Source organism: Roseateles asaccharophilus (genome assembly GCF_031458115.1).
GTDB classification, from domain to species: Bacteria; Pseudomonadota; Gammaproteobacteria; order Burkholderiales; family Burkholderiaceae_C; genus Pelomonas; species Pelomonas asaccharophilus_A.
The window spans coordinates 133009-149986 of record NZ_JAVDXV010000008.1; the positions used below are offsets into that span (position 1 = coordinate 133009).

Below are 16978 nucleotides of genomic sequence, written 5' to 3' on the forward strand. Positions count from 1 at the left end.
TTCTGCGGACGCATCTGAAGCCTTATTGGCAAATCGGCAGCGAGGAGCGAACTCAAGAATTTCATCACCCCATTCGCAACTAGACGGAGATGCAAGTGATGAACACCATCAAGCCCCCAAACGTGGCAAGCACCCACCCCGCCGCGAACCCTCCGCCGCCGAAGTCAGCAGCTGCGTCCGGCCAAGGCGGCGACTTCTCGCAGATGCTGAAGGCTGCGCAGTCAGAGAGCCCCGCACCTGCAGCTCGTACGCAAGGGTAAGGCCATGAAGCCGCTTGCTACGCAGGCCGATGCCAGCCGCAACCGTGCGTCCAAGGCCGAATCGCCGCTGATGCCACGAGGGGCGCAAAGGAGCGCGTTGCAAGCCTCGATATCGCTTCCTGCGGTCGGTGTCACGGTGAGCTTCAGCCCTCAGGCCATCAAGGCAGCGGCCGCGCTGGCGAATACAGCCGTCCAGTTGGGCACCGATGGCGCAGAACTGATCGGGGATGCCGTTGAGGCCGTTGTAGACGCTGCCGGCACTGTCGTAGAGGGCGGCATCGTGGCCGCACTCGCTGGCGGGGCGCTGATCGGCGCGCTCCAGTAGGGGGGCGACCATGAGCTTCTTCAAATCCGCAGCGCTGCTGCTCACCGCGGGTGCAGTTTCAGGCTGCTCAAGCCTTGCCCCGATGGTCGGCTGGGAACTGGTCAGGAGGGGCAGCACCACCATGCTCGAGTACCAGCGCATCAGGCCGACCAACACGGTCCACTTCGGCGATGCGTCGGTGAAGGCCGTATGCATTGAATACAACCGGGACATGCCGCTGGACGAACTGGTGCCAGCCCTGCAGGCCGAGCTCAAGACACAAGGCGTCGTGAGCAGGGTCTATGACGCAGGAACGGCACAGCGTGACTGCGATCACTGGTTGCGCTATGCCGGAAGCATTGGATGGGGGGTGCCGCCGTTTGGTGAGCAGCATCACGCCTACCTCAGCACGGCGACGCTCAGCCTGCACCGCGCGGACGGCAGGCTGCTTTCCAGCAGCGCCTATGGCGGTGACTCCGCCCTGAGCCGATGGGCCAGCACGCGCAAAAAGATCGCACCGGTCGTCAAGGCACTGATCACCGGCTTCGAAACCTGAACTCACACCGTCATGCCAGCAACCATCAACCACATTCTCGCGGTCACGGCTTGCGCGCTGCTCGGAGGCTGTGCCTCCACTCCGCCGAGTCTGATCACCGGTCCACTGGTCGCAACGCCTCAACCTGCGCCGATGTTCCTGGAACAGCCAAGCAATGGCGCGATCTATCAGCCTCACATGGGTACAGCCACGCTGTTCTCAGGCGAGCGTCGTCCACGAGCCATCGGCGACACGCTGAAGGTGGATATCGCCGAAACGATGCGAGCCATTCAGAAGCAGACCGGTGAGACCAGCCGTGAGAACAAGCTGGCCGTGAAGGGGCCGGGCACCGCAAAGCCAGGCGGACCGCTGGCCTCCCTGATCAACATAGATGCAAGCGCATCAGGCAGCGACTCCTTCAAGGGGGTGGGAAACGCCGAGACCTCCAACAGCTTCACTGCCCAGCTGGCCGTCACGGTGATCAACGTGCAGCCCAACGGCAACCTGCTGGTCGCCGGCGAACGCAGCATGGGCCTCAACGGAGGCGCCAGCACGCTCAGGTTCTCCGGGATCGTCAACCCCCGGGACATCGGCCCCGGCAATGTCGTCGCCTCACGCGACGTCGTCAACGCGAATCTGGAGAACGTGGCTCGGGGCGATATCTCGGAGGCGTCTTCGCGCAGCTGGCTTCAACGGGTGCTTTCTCGCGGCCTCTCCATCTGGTGAGTCAAGGGGGATTGCCGTGAAGGCACACCCGCAACTTCACCGATCACTCGGCCACCACCTCGCCTAAAAACCGGGTCCACCGCTCCACGGGCGGTGCCCAAGAGACAAAGATGACGAACCGACGCACACCTGCGCCACAACATCTAGCCGAACAGTTGAGAGCCAAAGGGGAGGTCAAGACCTACCGGCGAGGGCAGCTCATCATCGAAGCCGGCACGCCACTGGGTGACTGGGTTGCCATCAGCCGCGGCGCGGCATACCTGGTATCCCAAGTGGCGCCCGGTACCAGCGTGGCGATGGCTGCGCTCTGGCTTGGCGACGTGATTGGCGGTGAGTCTCCTCTGGGCAAGCTTGCCGCGCGCTATGACGTGACGGCCCTCGTCGATGTCACGACGATCAGCCTGCCTCTTGCCGAGGTGCTGGAGATTGAGCGCCAGCCCGAGAACGGGCAGTTCTACACCTCCACGGCCAAGCGGCTCCAAGGCCAGATTTCCATGCGGCTTGCTGGCAACGGCCTGCAGCGGCTCGTGAGCGTGATGGCCACACTGGCAACCGCTCTGACTCCAGATTCATCTAACCGGGTTGCCAACCGGCTGCCACTGCCCGTGACGCAGGCCTGCATTGGTCAACTGTCGGGACTCTCACGTCGCCAAACCTGGATCTACCTGGGTCAACTGGCCAGGCTTGGCTGGACGGAGACCTCGCGAAGCAAGGTCACGCTCGAGGGACTCTCGGCCTGGCTAATGCTCATGCCCGAGGTGGAGAGCTCCGGCATCGAGTGCATTGCCACGTTGGGGCGGTGCGACCAAACACTGCTGCGATTGAGCGCACGCGCGATGGGACGCCCTGATCACCAGCCGGACTGATGAACTTACGACAGAGGCTCCCCTGGCGCGCGGCTAGGGGAGGCTCAGGGCCATCGGTATCTTGCCCCGCGGCTCGATGCCTGCGCTGCTTACTCGTCGCGCCCGCCAGCCAGGCCGAGCAGGGCCAGCAGTGACTGGAACACGTTGTAGATGCTGAGGTACACACCCAGCGTCGCGCTGATGTAGTTGGTCTCGTAGCCGTCCTGCACCCGCTTCAGGTCATACAGGATGAAGGCCGAGAAGATGCCGACGGCGAGCACCGAGATCGTGATCATCAGCGCACTGCTTTGCAGGAAGAAGTTCGCCAGGCCCGCCACCAGCAGCATGACGGCGCCGATGAACAGGAACTTGCCCATGCTGGAGAGGTCGCGCTTGATGACCGAGCTGAGCGCGGCCATGCCGAGGAAGATCGCGGCGGTGCCAGCGAAGGCCGTCATGATCAGGCTGGCGCCATTGGACAGGCCCAGCACCGAGCCGACCAGCCGTGACAGCATGACCCCCATGAAGAAGGTGAACGCCAGCAGCACCGGCACGCCGGTGGCGGAGTTCTTGGTCTTCTCGATGGCGAACATGAAGCCGAAGGCACCCACCAGGAAGACGATCAGGCCGACGCCCGGCGTCATGGCCTGAGCCAGTCCGGTGGCCAGGCCGACCCAGGCGCCCAGCACGGTGGGAACCATGGACAGCGCCAGCAGCCAGTAGGTATTGCGCAGCACGCGGTTGCGCTCGACGGCCGACAGCGTGCCGCCGGCATAGGAAGGGGTTTGAAGGGATGTGTTCACGATTTCACCTCTTGGATCAGAAGACTCGCGGAATGCGAGGCATGCAGCGACAGCAAGCGCACGGCACAAGAGGCATCGCGCTCGACGCCGCTTGCGCCAGTCAGCGCATGCGCGGCGGTCGATCCAGGCGTCGCATCAACTGCCAGGGTGCGAGCAAGCATGGCGAATCGGTGCCGCGGGCGTCGTGCAGTGGTGAGTCGTGTAGCGGGGCGCCGACCAGGAGGTTTTCCTCGGCGGCATCCTCAGTCTCGGGCGCAGCGGACGCCTCCCCGCTGACCACCTCGGCAAGCTGGGCATCGGCAGCAACGCCTTGGACGCAGATAGCCGAATTGACCTCAGCGTACGAGACTGTCGCCGCACGAGCCGGCGCGCCAAATAGCGCTGCAACCAGCGCCACGACGAACATCCAGCAGGAAAGCGTTCTCGGCAGCACGCTGGGACTGTAGCAATCGACGTTCCCACGTCGAGCGATGGCCCCTCTGCACCGGGCCGGTGCAGGAATTCATCCGAAGCCATGGGAGGTCCGCCGACCGGCGCCCTGAGCTATCGCAGGGGCAACCGGACCAGGTCCTCCGCGCTGGAGAGCTCATCACGGACCCAGTACAGCTGCCAGTCATCGAGATCCCCTTTCGGCATCCATGCCGGACGCTCCTTGGGGCCTCGATCCAGGCCGGGCTCCCAGTAGGCGACCTGGACGTGTCGCGTGATGGCGAACCTCAGCAGTTCGACGCTCACGTCGTGCACGACCAGGGCTCTGCGGCTGTTGTAGGCCGCGCCGCGGGTTCGCTGCGGATTCACCAGCACGACGTGCGGCAGCGAGTCGCGTTGCGCGTCCGTCAACGACGCTCGAAGATGCGCAGTGGAAGCAAGCATGCGAAGTTTCCCAACCTCGCCGTCACCGAGCCCTTCATGAGCTTCTTGGACGGCGCAACGCCCCACGTTCGAAACGACTCTAAGCCAACTGCGTCTAGCAGATCAACTCCGCTGCAACCCGAAGCTCGTCGCCGTTTCAACGTCGAGCCCTCGCTGCGTTCACGCTGCGCAACCAGATCAGTGCAGCCAGAGGCGGCGATGCGGGTCGGCGACCGGGCTTGGCTTCAGAACGCTGCGAACCCGCTCGACTGTTGAGGCGGAGTCCTTGTCGTCGACGGCCACGATGAGCCGAAGCCAGCTCGCCTTGGACTGATCGCCCTCGCGGCGTGTCCAGCACCAGACGAGCGCGCCCAGCGTGCCGGCCCGGTCAGCCAGGCACACCTCGTCGAAGTCCGCCCCCTCGTACTTCAGGAGCTGCGCTTCATCGACGTACGTGTTGAGGTAGCTGGGCATACGCGAAGTCTAGACTTGCGCGAGCGGGAACGACCGTTGCGCTGCCCTTCAACTCAGCATTCGCCGACCCGCGTTCACGCGCCGAGCAGATCAAGCAGCGTGCGCGCCACGACCTTGGTGGCGCGACGCAGATCCTCCAGCGCCACACGCTCGTCCGCCCGCTTGGCATGGGACTCCAACACCGTACGCGGGCCAGCGCCGTAGATGACGCCGGGGATTCCGCGCTCCACGTACAGGCGTACGTCGGTATACAGCGGCGTGCCCACTGCGGGGATGGGTTCACCGAACATTTCGGCGCCGTGCTTCTGGATGGCCTCCACCAGCGGGCGGTTGCCGGGCAGCGGCTTCATCGCGTTGGCCTGCAGCAGGCGGCGCACGTCGACCTGCACCGACTTGCCGCCGCGTGGTGGCGAGAAGCTGGCGGCCGCGTTGGCGATAACCTTGCGGAGGGCGGCCTCAACCTCGGCCGGGTTCTCCTCGGGAATCATTCGGCGGTCCAGCTTGAACTGAACCTTGCCGGGCATCACGTTGGTGTTGGTGCCACCGCTGATCTGGCCGATGTTCAGGTAGGGATGTGTGATGCCCTCGACTTGGGACGTGACGGCCAGGTAGTCGCGATTCAGCGCGTATAGCGCCTGCAGGATGTGCGTGGCGGCCTGCAGCGCATCGGTGCCGCTGTCGGGAATGGCTGCGTGGGCCATCTCGCCGCGAACCGTCACCTCCATCTGCAGGCAGCCGTTGTGCGCGGTGACGACCTGGTAGCTGAAGCCGGCCGCGATCATCAGGTCGGGCTTGGTCAGCTCGTTCTTCAGCAGCCAACCGGGGCCCATTTCACCGCCGAACTCCTCGTCGTAGGTGAAGTGCAGCTCCACTGCGCCCTTCAGCGGCGCGGCCAGCGACTCGAGTGCGCGCACCGCGAACGTGAAGGTCGCGAAGTCGCTCTTGCTGACGGCCGCGGCGCGGCCAAACAGTTGGCCGTCCTCGATCTGGGCGCCGTAGGGGTCGCGCGCCCAGCCTTCGCCGGGGGGCACCACGTCGCCATGTGCGTTCAGAGCAATGGTCAGGCCGCCATCGCCGTAGCGGCGGCGCACGATCAGGTTGGTGATGCTTTCCAGCCCAGCGGCGCGCACCACGTCGGAGGGCACCGCGTGGCGCTCGGCGTCAAAGCCGAATCCCTGCAGCAGCTCGGCCGTGCGCTCGGCATGGGGCGCGTTGTTGCCGGGGGGCGTGTCGGTGGGCACGCGCACCATCTCTTGCAGGAAGCGCACCTGCTCGTCGAAGTGGTCGTCGATCCAGGCGTCGAGGGCGCGATGGCGGTTGTCGGTCATGAATGTTCCGTGGCGAGTTGTTCGAGCAGGTTCTGGAAGGCCATGACGCACAGCTCGCTGTCGTCATTGGTGATGGATTCCAAGGGGTTGTGGCTGATGCCTGCGTTCAGACCGCGCTGGAACAGCATGGCCTGCGGCATCAGCTCGTGCAGCTTCATCGCGTCGTGGCCGGCGCCGCTGGGCATGCGGTGCACGGGCAGGCCCAGCGCCTCGACGGCCTGCTCCCAGCGGCGCTGCCAGCCGGGGGCGCTGGGCGCGGCGGCCGCGCGCATGGTTTCCTCCAGGCTGACATGCACGCCGCGGCGCTCGCAGATGCGCTGCAGCTCGGCCAGCACGTCGGCGGCGCAGGCGTCGCGCACGTCGTCGGTCGTGGCGCGGATGTCCAGGCTGAACTTGCAGCGGCCCGGCACGACGTTGATGGAGCCGCCCGGCACCTCCAGCATGCCCACGGTGGCGACCAGGTTGGGCACCGCCGCGCCGCGCTTCTCGACGTAGACCAGCAGCTCGGCCGCCGCGGCCGCGGCGTCGCGCCGGCTGCCCATGGGCGTGGTGCCGGCGTGGCTGGCCATGCCGGTGATCTCGCCGACATAGCGCACGCTGCCGTTGACCGACGTGACGACGCCCAGCGGCAGGTCCAGCTGGTTCAGCACCGGGCCCTGCTCGATGTGAACCTCGACGAAGCCTTGGTAGCGCGACGCATCGCGCTTGAGCTTGGGGATGTCGGCGATGCACAGCCCGGCGTTCGTCATTGCCTCGCGCATCGTGACGCCGTCGGCGTCCTTCTGCGCCAGCCAATCCATGTCGAAGTGGCCGGTCAGTGCGCCGGAGCCCAGGAACACCGCCTTGTAGCGCTGGCCTTCCTCCTCGGCGAAGCCGATCACTTCGATGTCGAACGGCAGGCGCCGGCCTTGGCGGTGCAGCTCGCGCACGCAGGCCATGGGCACGAAGATGCCCAGCCGTCCGTCGTACTTGCCGCCGTTGCGCACCGTGTCGTAGTGGCTGCCGGTCAGCAGGCGCTTCGCGTTGCGGTCGCTGCCGTGGTACAGCCCCACGACATTGCCGACCGGGTCGATCTCGACCTCGTCGAAGCCGCAGTCGGCGCGCATCCAGTGCGCCAGCCGCTGCGCGCAGACGCGGTGCGCGTCGGTCAGGTAGGTCACCGTCAGCTGGCCGTGTTCGGCATAGCCGGGGTCGCTGTGCGTGGCCAGGCGCTCGGCCCAGTCCCACACCAGGTTGCCCAGTTCGGGCGCGTGGCCGAACTTGTCGTTCAGGCGTATCTCGGCGATGCGGTGGATGTTGCGCAGTGCCTCGTCGCGTTCGAAGTCGGGGTGGTGGCCCAAGCGGCGCTCGAAGGTCGCGATGATCTCGGCCTTGAACAGCCCCTGGCCGCGCGGCCCGCGCACCGCCAGGATGAACGGGAAGCCGAAGCGCGCGTTGTAGTCGGCATTGAGCTGCTGGATCTTCGCGAACTCGGCGGGCGTGCACTGCGTCAGGCCGGCCTTGTTCTGCTCGTTGGTCGACTCGGCCGTCAACGTCTTGCTGACCATGGCCTTGCCGGCGAGTTCCGGGTGGGCGCGGATCAGCGCGAACTGCTCGTCCAGCGTGGCGCCGCGCACCACCTGCACCAGCGCGAGCTTCAGCTGCGCCAGGCTCATGAAGGGGCGCTGCGCCGCGGCGCGCTCGGCGATCCACGGTGAATGCTCATAGACGCCATCCAGCAGCGCGACGAACTCGGCCGGCGTGGCGGTGTTGATCTGTTCGAGGGTCAGGGTCACGGTTTACTCCCACACAAAAGCGGTGGCGGGGTCGAAGGGGTGTGCGGCCTTCCAGTGGCGCGCGATGTCGATGCGGCGCGTGATCCACACGCGGTCGTGCTGCTGCACATGGTCCAGGAAGCGCTGCAGCGCGCGCATGCGGCCCGGGCGGCCCAGCAGCCGGCAGTGCATGCCGATGCTCATCATGCTGGGTCTCTCGGCGCCCTCCGCGTATTGCACGTCAAACGCGTCGCGCAGGTACTCGAAGAACTCGTCGCCATGCGAGAAACCTTGGGGCAACGCAAAACGCATGTCGTTGCAGTCCAGCGTATAGGGCACGACCAGATGCGGCGCCAGCTCGCCATCGGTCTTGCGCACCTGCAGCCAGAAGGGCAGGTCGTCGCCGTAGTAGTCGCTGTCGTACTCGAAGCCGCCAAGGTCGGCGACGAGCCGGCGCGTGTTGGGGCTGTCGCGGCCGGTGTACCAGCCGGCGCCGTGCACGCCGTCGGCGGCACCGCGACGCTGGCCGGTCAGCTGCTCGATCGCGGCGATGCCCAACTTCAGGTGTTCGCGTTCGGTGGCTTCATCAACACCCTGATAGTGGATCCAGCGCCAGCCGTGGCAGGCGATCTCATGGCCCAGTTCCACGAAGGCGGCCGTGACCTCGGGGCAGCGCTGCAGCGCCATGCCCACGCCGAACACGGTCAGCGGCAGGCCGCGGCGCTCGAACTCGCGCAGGATGCGCCACACGCCCACGCGGGAGCCGTACTCGTAGATGCCCTCCATGCTCAAGTGCCGCGCCGGGAACGCCGGCGGGTTGAACATCTCGGACAGGAACTGTTCGCTGCCCGCGTCGCCATGCAGCACGCTGTTCTCGCCGCCCTCTTCGTAGTTGAGGACGAACTGCAGCGCGATGCGGGCGTTGCCGGGCCAGCGGGCGTGGGGCGGGTTCGCGCCGTAGCCCTTCAGGTCGCGCGGGTAGCCGGTGGTGGGGAAGGGGATGCTCATCGCAGCACGCTGGCCAGGTCGGGTGTGCGCGGGTCGAAGTGCAGGTTGCTCTCCACGCTGTGGATGTGGCGCTCCATCAGCCGTGCCGCGGCGCGCGCGTCGCGCTGCTCCAGCGCGTCCACGATCTGCACATGCTCGTCCTGCGAGTGCTCGGCCGAGTGCGAGGACTGGTACATCAGCGAGATCAGCGATGAGCGGCTGAGCAGGTCGGCCAGCACCTGGGCCAGCACTTCGTTGCCTGACATGCGCGCCAGCACGACGTGGAAGTCGGCCAGCAGGTGCGTGCGGCCCGGCACGTCGGTGCGCTTGACGGCCTCGCGCTCGGCGCGCAAGTGCTCGCGCAGTTGCACGACCTGTGCATCGGTGATGCAGGTGCACAGGTGGCGGATCAGCGCCGTCTCCAGCATCGCGCGCACCTGGAACACCTGGCGCGCCTCGTCCACGCTGGGCATCGCGACAAAGGCGCCGCGTGCCTGTTCCAGCACCACCAGGTGGTCGCGGCTCAGCTGGTTCAGCGCCTGGCGCACGATGGTGCGCGACACCTGGAAGATGTCCGCGATCTTCTGCTCGGCCAGCTTGGTGCCCGGCATCAGCCGGCGCTCGACGATGGCCGTGGTGATGGACTCGACGATGCGCTCGGTCATGTTGGCCGGCGTGGCGTCGGCCGCCGCGCGGGCCCGCCGCGAGGGTGTTGCCGACGGCGTCGCGGTCGCTTCGTTGCCTATCACTTGGAGATGGGTGCGGCTGCGCGGCATGTTGTGGTGTGCTTGATTTTGGTTTGATTGGTGTGCGCAAGTGTATACACTTTGCGGGGCGCCGCAAGCCGCTTTTGCGCGGACCTGACCAGGCGCCCCTTCAACCCACCCGCGCCGCGACGGCGTGGGCCCATCACCCGAAAGGAATCCCATGGGGCATCTCAGCACCCACGTACTCGACACGATGAACGGCTGCCCGGCCGCCGGCATGCAGGTCACGCTGCAGCGCATGGACGGCAGCAACGTCGAGACCCTGAAGTCACTGTCGCTGAACGCGGACGGCCGCAACGACGGCGGCCCGCTGCTTGACGCGGCCTCCATGGCGGTCGGCCGCTACCGGCTGCTGTTCGACGTGGCGCCGTATTTCCGCGCGCGCGGCGTGGCGCTGCCCGAGCCGGCGTTCATCGACACGGTGGCGCTGGACTTCGGCATTGCCGACGCCGGCGGCCACTACCACGTGCCGCTGCTGGTCAGCCCCTGGGCCTACTCCACCTATCGCGGCTCGTGAACCCTGGCGGTCTTGCCGGGTTAGTACGTATGCAAGTCAACTTATAACTGTATACAGTTTTCATACGTCGCCGCGGAGCCCGCGTGTGCCAGCAGCCTCAAGAGGCCAGGCCAGCGGTCGCGATGTCAACTCCTTACAGAGCCCGCTGTGGTGAGGGGAAGGTTCAGGCATTGATGCCGAGGCCTTCCGCACCTGTGAGGATGTAATGGACGGATATCTGCTCGATTGGGTCAACCTGCTGCTGCGCTGGGCCCATGTCATCACGGCGATCGCCTGGATCGGCTCGTCGTTCTACTTTGTCTTTCTCGACAACAGCCTGACCAAACCCACGGCCCCCGACCTGACGGCCAAGGGCGTCGACGGCGAGCTGTGGGCCGTGCACGGCGGCGGCTTCTATCACCCGCAGAAGTACCTGGTCGCGCCCAAGCAGATGCCCGATCACCTGCACTGGTTTTACTGGGAAAGCTACTCAACCTGGCTGACGGGCTTCGCGCTGTTCACGGTGCTCTACCTGTTCAATGCGGGCACCTTTCTGATCGACAAGAGCGTCTACGACTGGTCGCCCGCCGCCGCCATCGCGGCTGCGCTGGGCTTCCTGGTGGTGTTCTGGCTCGTCTACGACGTCATCTGCCGCGCCTTCGGCCGCCAGAAGAACGGCGACCTCATCGTCGGCGCCGGCGTGTTCGTGTTCGTCGTCGCCGCGTCATGGCTGGCCTGCCAGTTGTTCGCCGGGCGTGCCGCCTTCCTGCTGGTGGGCGCGATGCTGGCCACCGCGATGAGCGCCAACGTGTTCTTCTGGATCATCCCGGGCCAGCGCAAGGTGGTAGCGCAGCTGAAGGCCGGTCAGCCGGTCGACCCTATCTATGGCTGGCGCGCCAAGCAGCGCAGCGTGCACAACACCTACTTCACGCTGCCGGTGCTGGTGGCCATGCTGTCCAACCACTATGGCTGGCTGTACCAGGCCCAGCACAACTGGCTGGTGCTGGTGCTGCTGATGCTGGCCGGCGCGCTGATCCGCCACAGCTTCGTCGCCCGCCACAAGGCGCTGGTGCAAGGCAAGCGCGTGCCCTGGGAGCATGCGGTGGTCGGTACGGCAGCCCTGGTGGGGCTGGCGATCTGGCTGGCGCCCCGACCCGCTGAAGCCCAGGCGCAGGCCAAGCCGCAAGCCGCTCAGGCAAAGGCTGCGGCGCCCGCGGCGGCCAAGACGGTCGCCTTCTCCGAGGTCAAGGCCGTCATCGACCAGCGCTGCGTGATGTGCCACAGCGCCGCGATGAAGAGCAAGGGCATCGCACTGGACAAGCCCGAGCTGGTCAAACAGCATGCACAGCAGGTCTACCAGCAGACCGCCGTGCTGAAGCTGATGCCCATGAACAACGCCACGCGCATCACCGACGACGAGCGGGCGCTGATCAAGCGTTGGCATGAGGCCGGAGCGCCGGTCAAGTAGGCACACCCCAAGGCATGCGTCGAGTCCGGCCCGCCGCGGACTCGACAACGATTTCGCGGCAACAAAGGAGACAAGACCCATGAATCAGAGATTCAAGCGCCAATCCGCGTTCGTGATGCTGGCGGGCTGCGGCCTGTGCACACAGGCCGCCGACTGGAGCGACACCGCCATCGGCTACCGCCACGGCACGCAGTTCCGCGAGCCTTTCAACGCCAGCGACATCAAGAAGGACATCTTCTTCCTGACGCACGCCAACGGCTACAAGTACGGCAGCAATTTCTTCAACGTCGACTTCCTGCAGTCCAACGCCAAGGACCCTGCCGGTGCCGGCTCCGGCAACGGTGCGCACGAGGCCTATGTGCTGTACCGCCACACGCTGGACTTCGGCAAGGTGAGCGGCAGCGACTTCAAGATGGGCCCCATCCGCGGCTGGGGCCTGACGGCGGGCTTCGACTGGAACACCAAGACCGACGCCGGCTACAACTCCAAGAAGCGCATGTGGGTACTGGGCCCCACCGTGTCGCTGGACGTGCCGGGCTTCCTCAACGTGAGCCTGCTGCAGCTGTGGGAAAGCAATGCGCCCTTCAACAGCTTCACCAACACCAGCACGCCGCGCTACCGCTACAGGGCGCACCCCATGCTGAGCCTGGCCTGGGGCATCCCCATCGGCACGCTGCCGCTGTCGTTCGAGGGCTTTGCCAACTTCATCGCGTCCAAGGGCAAGGACGAGTTCGGCGGCGACACCGCGCGCGAGACCAACATCGACCTGCAGCTGATGTACGACGTCGGCAGCCACTGGGGCAAGCCCAAGACCTTCAAGCTCGGCCTGGAGTATCAATACTGGAAAAACAAGTTCGGCAACGACAGCCGCGGCCCGGCCGGCAGCGGCGCGTTCGCGAAGACGCCGATGGTGCGCGCCGAGTTCCATTTCTGAAGACGCCCCGCCGCGTCACCCCAAGACAAGAAGCGGACGCCACGCCTGCGAACGCTCGCCAGACAGGAGACAAGAAATGACGACTTCCATTGCCTTGCCCGTCGCCGACGCGACCAACGACCGTGTGCCCATAGGCCGCCTGCTGGCGTTGGGCCTGCAGCATGTGCTGGTCATGTACGCGGGCACCGTGGCCGTGCCGCTCATCGTGGGCGGCGCGCTGAACCTGCCCAAGGAGCAGCTCGCCTTCCTGATCAACGCGGACCTGTTCGCCGCCGGCATCGCCACCATCATCCAGGCCATAGGCTTCTGGAAGTTCGGCATCCGCATGCCGGTGATGATGGGCGTGACCTTCGCGTCCGTCGGCCCGATGATCGCCATCGGCAGCGACCCCACCATAGGCCTGCTGGGCATCTACGGCGCGGTCATCGCGTCGGGACTGTTCGGCATGCTGATCGCGCCGCTGATGGGGCGGCTGCTGGGGTTGTTTCCGCCGGTCGTGACCGGCACGGTCATCACGCTGATCGGTGTGTCGCTGATGAGCGTGGCCATCAACTGGTCCGCCGGCGGCCAGCCGACGAAGAAGGAGGTCATCGACGGCGTGCTGCAAACGGTGCCCAACACCAATTACGGCGACCCGACCGGGCTCGCCATCGCGGGCTTCGTGCTGGTGGCCATCCTGTTGATGACCAAGTATGGGCGCGGGCTCATCGGCAACATCGCCGTGCTGCTGGGCATCGTGCTGGGCACGCTGGTGGCTATGGCACTGGGCAAGGTCAGCTTCGAAGGCGTGGCCGAGTCCGAGCTGATCGCGATCATCACGCCATTGCACTTCGGCATGCCCACCTTCCATGCCAGCGCCATCGGCGCCATGTGCATCGTCATGCTGATCACGCTGGTGGAGTCCACCGGCATGTTCCTGGCGCTGGCCGACATCACCGGCAAGAAGCTGTCCAAAGACGACCTGACCCGCGGCCTGCGTGCCGACGGCCTGGGCACCGTCATCGGCGGCGTGTTCAACACCTTCCCCTACACGTCGTTCTCGCAAAACGTGGGCCTGGTCACCGTCACCGGTGTGCGCTCTCGCTATGTGGCGGCGATGGGCGGCGTGCTGCTGATCCTGCTGGGCCTGTTCCCCAAGGTGGCCCACATCGTCGCGTCGGTGCCGTCCTTCGTGCTGGGGGGCGCGGGCATCGTGATGTTCGGCATGGTGGCCGCTACGGGCGTGCGCATCCTGGGTTCCATCGACTTCAACAAGAACCGCCACAACCTGTTCATCGTCGCCATCGCGATCGGCTTCGGCATGATTCCCACGCTGTCGCCGACGTTCTTCCAATACATGCCCAAGTGGACGGAGCCGATCACGCACAGCGGAATCGTGCTGGGCACGCTGGTGGCCGTGGTGCTGAACCTCTTCTACAACGGCATGCAGTCGGCCGAAGAGGCGATGCGCGAGGCTGCCGCAAACACCCATTCCTCGGAGTAAAGAATGACCTCTCCTGCCACGCAGGCTGCCCCGCTGTTGATTGCCCGCCATGCCGATGTGCTGGTGACGATGGACGCGCAGCGCCGCGAGATCGCCGATGGTGCGCTGGTCGCGCGCGGCGGCGTCATCGAGTGGGTGGGCGCGACGGACGAACTTCCTGCCGCCTACAGCGACGCCGTCGACCAGCCGCATGTGCGCGTGCTGGAGCTGAGCGGTCATGTCGTTACGCCCGGCTTCGTCAATACGCACCACCACATGTACCAGAGCCTGACGCGAGCGCTGCCCGCCGCGCAGGACGCCGAGCTGTTCGGCTGGCTGACCAACCTCTACCCGATCTGGGCCGGCCTGACGCCGGAGATGGTGCGCGTGTCCACGCAGACGGCGATGGCCGAGCTGATGTTGTCGGGCTGCACCACTTCCAGCGATCACCTCTACCTGTACCCCAACGGCAGCCGGCTGGACGACTCCATTGAGGCTGCGCAGCAGATCGGCATGCGCTTTCACGCCGCGCGCGGCAGCATGAGCGTGGGCCGCAGCCAGGGCGGCCTGCCGCCGGACCGTGTCGTGGAGGGCGAAGAGGCCATCCTGACCGAGACGCGCCGCCTCATCGAGGAATGGCATGACGCCGAGCGGCATTCGATGCTGCGCGTCGTCGTAGCACCTTGCTCGCCGTTCTCCGTGTCGCGCGACCTCATGCGCGAGTCGGCCCGGCTGGCGCGCAGCTACGGCGTGTCCATGCACACCCACCTGGCCGAGAACGACAACGACATCGCCTACTCGCGCGAGAAGTTCGGCATGACGCCGGCCGAATACGCCGAGGACCTGGGCTGGGTGGGCAGCGACGTCTGGCATGCGCACTGCGTGAAGCTGGACGAGCACGGCATCGGCGTATTCGCACGCACCGGCACCGGCATCGCCCACTGCCCCTGCTCCAACATGAGGCTGGCCTCGGGCATTGCGCCCATTCGCAGAATGCGCGACGCCGGCGTGCCGGTGGGCCTGGGCGTGGACGGCAGTGCGTCCAACGACGGTGCGCACATGCTGGGCGAGGCGCGCCAGGCGCTGCTGCTGGCGCGCGTGGGTTTCGGTCCAGCCGCGATGACGGCACGCGAGGCGCTGGAGATCGCCACGCTGGGCGGCGCCCGGGTGCTGAACCGCGACGACATCGGCGCGCTGGCGCCGGGCATGTCGGCCGACTTCGTCAGCTTTGATCGCCAGCAGGTGGGCATGGCTGGAGCCGACCACGACCCGGTCGCGGCGCTGGTGTTTTGCGCACCGTCCAACGTTGCGCACAGCGTCATCAACGGCCGCCAGGTCGTCGACAACGGCCGGTTGACGACGCTGGAACTGGACGCGCACCTGACCGTGCACCGCCGTCTTGCGTTGGAGTTGGCGCTAGCCGCCAAGGCTGCTTGATGCCGACCGAGCGGGAGGTGCGCATCCACCTCGCTGCCGCCTACCGACTCGCGGCGTTGCAGGGGTGGGACGACACGATCTACACCCACTTGTCGGCCGTGGTACCGGGTGAGCCCGGCTGCTACCTGATCAACCGCTTCGGGCAGCTGTTCGAGGAGGTCTGCGCTTCCAGCCTCGTCAAGGTCGATGTGCGCGGCGAGGTCGTGGACGGCTCCGGCGCTGCCGTGAACCCCAGCGGCTTTGCCATCCACGGCGCCGTGCATGCGGCGCGGCCCGACGCGGCCTGCGTGATCCACCTGCACAGCCCCTGGTCCGTGGCACTGGCCGCGCTGCCGCAAGGGCTGCTGCCGACCTCGCAATGGGCCATGCGATTGCATGGCCGGCTGGGCCGCCACCGCTACGAAGGCCTGGCAGTGGATACCGACGAGCAGGCCCGGATGGTCGGCGCGCTGGGCTCGCTGGACGGCCTGTTGCTGGAGCATCACGGCCCGCTGGTGGTGGGCCGCAGCGTCGCCGAGGCCTGGCAGCTGATGGTCATCCTGGAGAAGGCTGCGCAGGCGCAGTTGCGCGCGATGGCCGCGGCAGCCAACATCCGTGGCGTCAGCGACGAACTCGCGGCGCTGACGCAGCGCCAATGGGTGGGCGAAGGCAGCGTGCGCGACGGCGACGTCGAATGGCCCGCCTGGCTGCGCCGCGCCGAGCGCCTGTCCCCCGGCTTCCGAACCTAGAAAGAACTTCCCATGCCTACCCTCCGCGTCGAACTCTTCGAAGGCCGCAGCGCCGAACAGAAGCGTGCCCTCGCCAAGGAACTGACCGAGGCCTGCGTGCGCGTGCTGGGCACCAGCGCCGACGGTGTCGATGTGCTGTTCTTCGACATCGCGCGCCAGGACTGGGCCACCGGCGGCCAGCTGTGGAGCGACCGGACGCCACCCCCGTCGCCTGCCTGAGCCCGGAGCCTGCATGCAAGGTCTGGTGCTGCTGTACGTCGGCGCGGTGCTGTTCATCAACGGCCTGTCCATGCTGGGCCGCATCGCCCCCAAAGAGGCGGCGATCATGAATGTGTTCGCCGGCGGGCTGTCACTTTTCGTCAGCCTGCATGGCGCAGCCGGCGGCCAGCACGGCGCCATCCGCACCGCTGCTTTCGGGCTCTTGTTTGCGTTCACCTATCTGTGGGTGGCCTATGTGCACTGGAGCGGGCAGGACGGCCGCGGCCTGGGCTGGTTCAGCCTGTTCGTCGCGCTGACCGCGGCGCTGGTGGCGGGCGACGGCTTCGCCCGCGCGCGGGACGCCACCGGCTACGGCCTGGCCGCCTGCTGGGCCGCCTGGGTGCTGCTGTGGCTGGGCTTCTTCGTCATCGGCGCGTTGGGCCGCAAGGCCTGGACGAGGCCGGTCGCATGGCTGGCCATTGCGCAGTCGGTGCTCACGGCGTGGCTGCCGGGCTATCTGATGCTGACGGGCAGACTGGCGGCGTAGGGCCACAAGCGTGCGCGCCCAGCGACAAACACGAAATGCAACCACAGAGGCGCAGAGGCACTGAGAACAGCCG

20 protein-coding genes are annotated in these 16978 nt (G+C 66.6%); 12 read left to right on the forward strand and 8 right to left on the reverse strand.

Going from position 1 to position 16978, the window contains the following annotated elements:
• Positions 1–264: 264 nt before the first annotated feature.
• The 4 genes from J2X21_RS19650 (at position 265) to J2X21_RS19665 (ending at position 2691) form a co-directional block, all read left to right on the forward strand.
• Complete coding sequence (locus J2X21_RS19650) at positions 265–585, forward strand: hypothetical protein (protein WP_310331449.1); 321 nt, start codon at positions 265–267, stop codon at positions 583–585.
• 10 nt (positions 586–595) lie between these two features.
• Positions 596–1120, forward strand: coding sequence for a cell division protein FtsI (locus J2X21_RS19655; protein ID WP_310331451.1), 525 nt, complete (start codon positions 596–598; stop codon positions 1118–1120).
• 12 nt (positions 1121–1132) lie between these two features.
• Positions 1133–1825 (forward strand): flagellar basal body L-ring protein FlgH, encoded by a 693-nt coding sequence (locus tag J2X21_RS19660; protein ID WP_310331452.1) that lies wholly within the window; start codon positions 1133–1135, stop codon positions 1823–1825.
• 110 nt (positions 1826–1935) lie between these two features.
• Entirely contained in the window at positions 1936–2691 is a 756-nt protein-coding gene (locus J2X21_RS19665) for a Crp/Fnr family transcriptional regulator (RefSeq protein WP_310331454.1), read from the forward strand.
• 89 nt (positions 2692–2780) lie between these two features.
• Here the strand turns inward: J2X21_RS19665 and J2X21_RS19670 are convergent, their stop codons facing one another.
• The 8 genes from J2X21_RS19670 to J2X21_RS19705 form a co-directional block, all read right to left on the reverse strand.
• The gene (locus J2X21_RS19670) at positions 2781–3473 is read right to left on the reverse strand and encodes a Bax inhibitor-1/YccA family protein (RefSeq protein WP_310331456.1); all 693 of its coding nucleotides are present in this window, start codon (positions 3471–3473) and stop codon (positions 2781–2783) included.
• Positions 3470–3634, reverse strand: a complete 165-nt coding sequence (locus tag J2X21_RS19675; RefSeq protein WP_310331458.1) for a hypothetical protein — start codon at positions 3632–3634, stop codon at positions 3470–3472. The genes J2X21_RS19670 and J2X21_RS19675 overlap by 4 nt, the downstream gene beginning before the upstream one ends.
• Before the next feature lie 382 nt (positions 3635–4016).
• On the reverse strand, positions 4017–4346 hold the full coding sequence (locus tag J2X21_RS19680) for a hypothetical protein (protein ID WP_310331459.1): 330 nt from the start codon (positions 4344–4346) through the stop codon (positions 4017–4019).
• A gap of 177 nt (positions 4347–4523) precedes the next feature.
• The gene (locus tag J2X21_RS19685; RefSeq protein WP_310331460.1) at positions 4524–4799 is read right to left on the reverse strand and encodes a hypothetical protein; all 276 of its coding nucleotides are present in this window, start codon (positions 4797–4799) and stop codon (positions 4524–4526) included.
• Positions 4800–4873: 74 nt separating this feature from the next.
• A complete protein-coding gene (locus J2X21_RS19690; RefSeq protein ID WP_310331461.1) occupies positions 4874–6127 on the reverse strand; it encodes a M20 family metallopeptidase in 1254 nt (417 codons plus the stop codon).
• Entirely contained in the window at positions 6124–7902 is a 1779-nt protein-coding gene (gene uraD, locus J2X21_RS19695; protein ID WP_310331462.1) for a 2-oxo-4-hydroxy-4-carboxy-5-ureidoimidazoline decarboxylase, read from the reverse strand. Before uraD ends, J2X21_RS19690 begins: the two co-directional genes overlap by 4 nt.
• A gap of 3 nt (positions 7903–7905) precedes the next feature.
• Positions 7906–8889, reverse strand: coding sequence for an allantoinase PuuE (gene puuE / locus J2X21_RS19700; protein WP_310331463.1), 984 nt, complete (start codon positions 8887–8889; stop codon positions 7906–7908).
• On the reverse strand, positions 8886–9644 hold the full coding sequence (locus tag J2X21_RS19705; protein WP_404667391.1) for a GntR family transcriptional regulator: 759 nt from the start codon (positions 9642–9644) through the stop codon (positions 8886–8888). Before J2X21_RS19705 ends, puuE begins: the two co-directional genes overlap by 4 nt.
• Positions 9645–9795: 151 nt before the next feature.
• On the opposite strand from J2X21_RS19705, the gene uraH reads away from it, so the two are divergent.
• The 8 genes from uraH (at position 9796) to J2X21_RS19745 (ending at position 16905) form a co-directional block, all read left to right on the forward strand.
• Positions 9796–10152 carry a hydroxyisourate hydrolase gene (uraH, locus tag J2X21_RS19710; RefSeq protein WP_310331464.1) on the forward strand — a complete coding sequence of 119 codons (357 nt, stop codon included), beginning with the start codon at positions 9796–9798 and terminating at the stop codon, positions 10150–10152.
• Positions 10153–10357: 205 nt separating this feature from the next.
• Positions 10358–11599: a urate hydroxylase PuuD gene (locus J2X21_RS19715; RefSeq protein ID WP_310331465.1), complete on the forward strand. Its 1242-nt coding sequence runs from the start codon at positions 10358–10360 to the stop codon at positions 11597–11599.
• Positions 11600–11678: 79 nt separating this feature from the next.
• Positions 11679–12533, forward strand: a complete 855-nt coding sequence (locus J2X21_RS19720) for an outer envelope protein (protein ID WP_404667392.1) — start codon at positions 11679–11681, stop codon at positions 12531–12533.
• Between the two features lie 76 nt (positions 12534–12609).
• Positions 12610–14016: a nucleobase:cation symporter-2 family protein gene (locus J2X21_RS19725; RefSeq protein WP_310331466.1), complete on the forward strand. Its 1407-nt coding sequence runs from the start codon at positions 12610–12612 to the stop codon at positions 14014–14016.
• 3 nt (positions 14017–14019) lie between these two features.
• Complete coding sequence (locus J2X21_RS19730) at positions 14020–15432, forward strand: 8-oxoguanine deaminase (RefSeq protein WP_310331467.1); 1413 nt, start codon at positions 14020–14022, stop codon at positions 15430–15432.
• Positions 15432–16160: a class II aldolase/adducin family protein gene (locus J2X21_RS19735; protein ID WP_310331468.1), complete on the forward strand. Its 729-nt coding sequence runs from the start codon at positions 15432–15434 to the stop codon at positions 16158–16160. Before J2X21_RS19730 ends, J2X21_RS19735 begins: the two co-directional genes overlap by 1 nt.
• A gap of 12 nt (positions 16161–16172) precedes the next feature.
• Positions 16173–16379 carry a 4-oxalocrotonate tautomerase gene (locus J2X21_RS19740; RefSeq protein ID WP_310331469.1) on the forward strand — a complete coding sequence of 69 codons (207 nt, stop codon included), beginning with the start codon at positions 16173–16175 and terminating at the stop codon, positions 16377–16379.
• 13 nt (positions 16380–16392) lie between these two features.
• Positions 16393–16905, forward strand: a complete 513-nt coding sequence (locus tag J2X21_RS19745; protein ID WP_310331470.1) for an AmiS/UreI family transporter — start codon at positions 16393–16395, stop codon at positions 16903–16905.
• Positions 16906–16978: the final 73 nt, after the last annotated feature.

Excerpts from the sequence above, each read along its gene's own strand:
- J2X21_RS19730 (WP_310331467.1), top strand. The coding sequence starts at position 14,020 with ATGACCTCTCCTGCCACGCAGGCTGCCCCGCTGTTGATTGCCCGCCAT.
- J2X21_RS19690 (WP_310331461.1), bottom strand. The coding sequence starts at position 6,127 with ATGACCGACAACCGCCATCGCGCCCTCGACGCCTGGATCGACGACCAC.
- J2X21_RS19725 (WP_310331466.1), top strand. The coding sequence starts at position 12,610 with ATGACGACTTCCATTGCCTTGCCCGTCGCCGACGCGACCAACGACCGT.
- J2X21_RS19745 (WP_310331470.1), top strand. The coding sequence starts at position 16,393 with ATGCAAGGTCTGGTGCTGCTGTACGTCGGCGCGGTGCTGTTCATCAAC.
- J2X21_RS19705 (WP_404667391.1), bottom strand. The coding sequence starts at position 9,644 with ATGCCGCGCAGCCGCACCCATCTCCAAGTGATAGGCAACGAAGCGACC.
- J2X21_RS19735 (WP_310331468.1), top strand. The coding sequence starts at position 15,432 with ATGCCGACCGAGCGGGAGGTGCGCATCCACCTCGCTGCCGCCTACCGA.
- J2X21_RS19665 (WP_310331454.1), top strand. The coding sequence starts at position 1,936 with ATGACGAACCGACGCACACCTGCGCCACAACATCTAGCCGAACAGTTG.
- J2X21_RS19720 (WP_404667392.1), top strand. The coding sequence starts at position 11,679 with ATGAATCAGAGATTCAAGCGCCAATCCGCGTTCGTGATGCTGGCGGGC.
- J2X21_RS19680 (WP_310331459.1), bottom strand. The coding sequence starts at position 4,346 with ATGCTTGCTTCCACTGCGCATCTTCGAGCGTCGTTGACGGACGCGCAA.
- puuE (WP_310331463.1), bottom strand. The coding sequence starts at position 8,889 with ATGAGCATCCCCTTCCCCACCACCGGCTACCCGCGCGACCTGAAGGGC.
- J2X21_RS19685 (WP_310331460.1), bottom strand. The coding sequence starts at position 4,799 with ATGCCCAGCTACCTCAACACGTACGTCGATGAAGCGCAGCTCCTGAAG.
- J2X21_RS19675 (WP_310331458.1), bottom strand. The coding sequence starts at position 3,634 with ATGCTTGCTCGCACCCTGGCAGTTGATGCGACGCCTGGATCGACCGCC.
- J2X21_RS19660 (WP_310331452.1), top strand. The coding sequence starts at position 1,133 with ATGCCAGCAACCATCAACCACATTCTCGCGGTCACGGCTTGCGCGCTG.
- J2X21_RS19715 (WP_310331465.1), top strand. The coding sequence starts at position 10,358 with ATGGACGGATATCTGCTCGATTGGGTCAACCTGCTGCTGCGCTGGGCC.
- J2X21_RS19650 (WP_310331449.1), top strand. The coding sequence starts at position 265 with ATGAAGCCGCTTGCTACGCAGGCCGATGCCAGCCGCAACCGTGCGTCC.
- J2X21_RS19740 (WP_310331469.1), top strand. The coding sequence starts at position 16,173 with ATGCCTACCCTCCGCGTCGAACTCTTCGAAGGCCGCAGCGCCGAACAG.
- uraH (WP_310331464.1), top strand. The coding sequence starts at position 9,796 with ATGGGGCATCTCAGCACCCACGTACTCGACACGATGAACGGCTGCCCG.
- J2X21_RS19655 (WP_310331451.1), top strand. The coding sequence starts at position 596 with ATGAGCTTCTTCAAATCCGCAGCGCTGCTGCTCACCGCGGGTGCAGTT.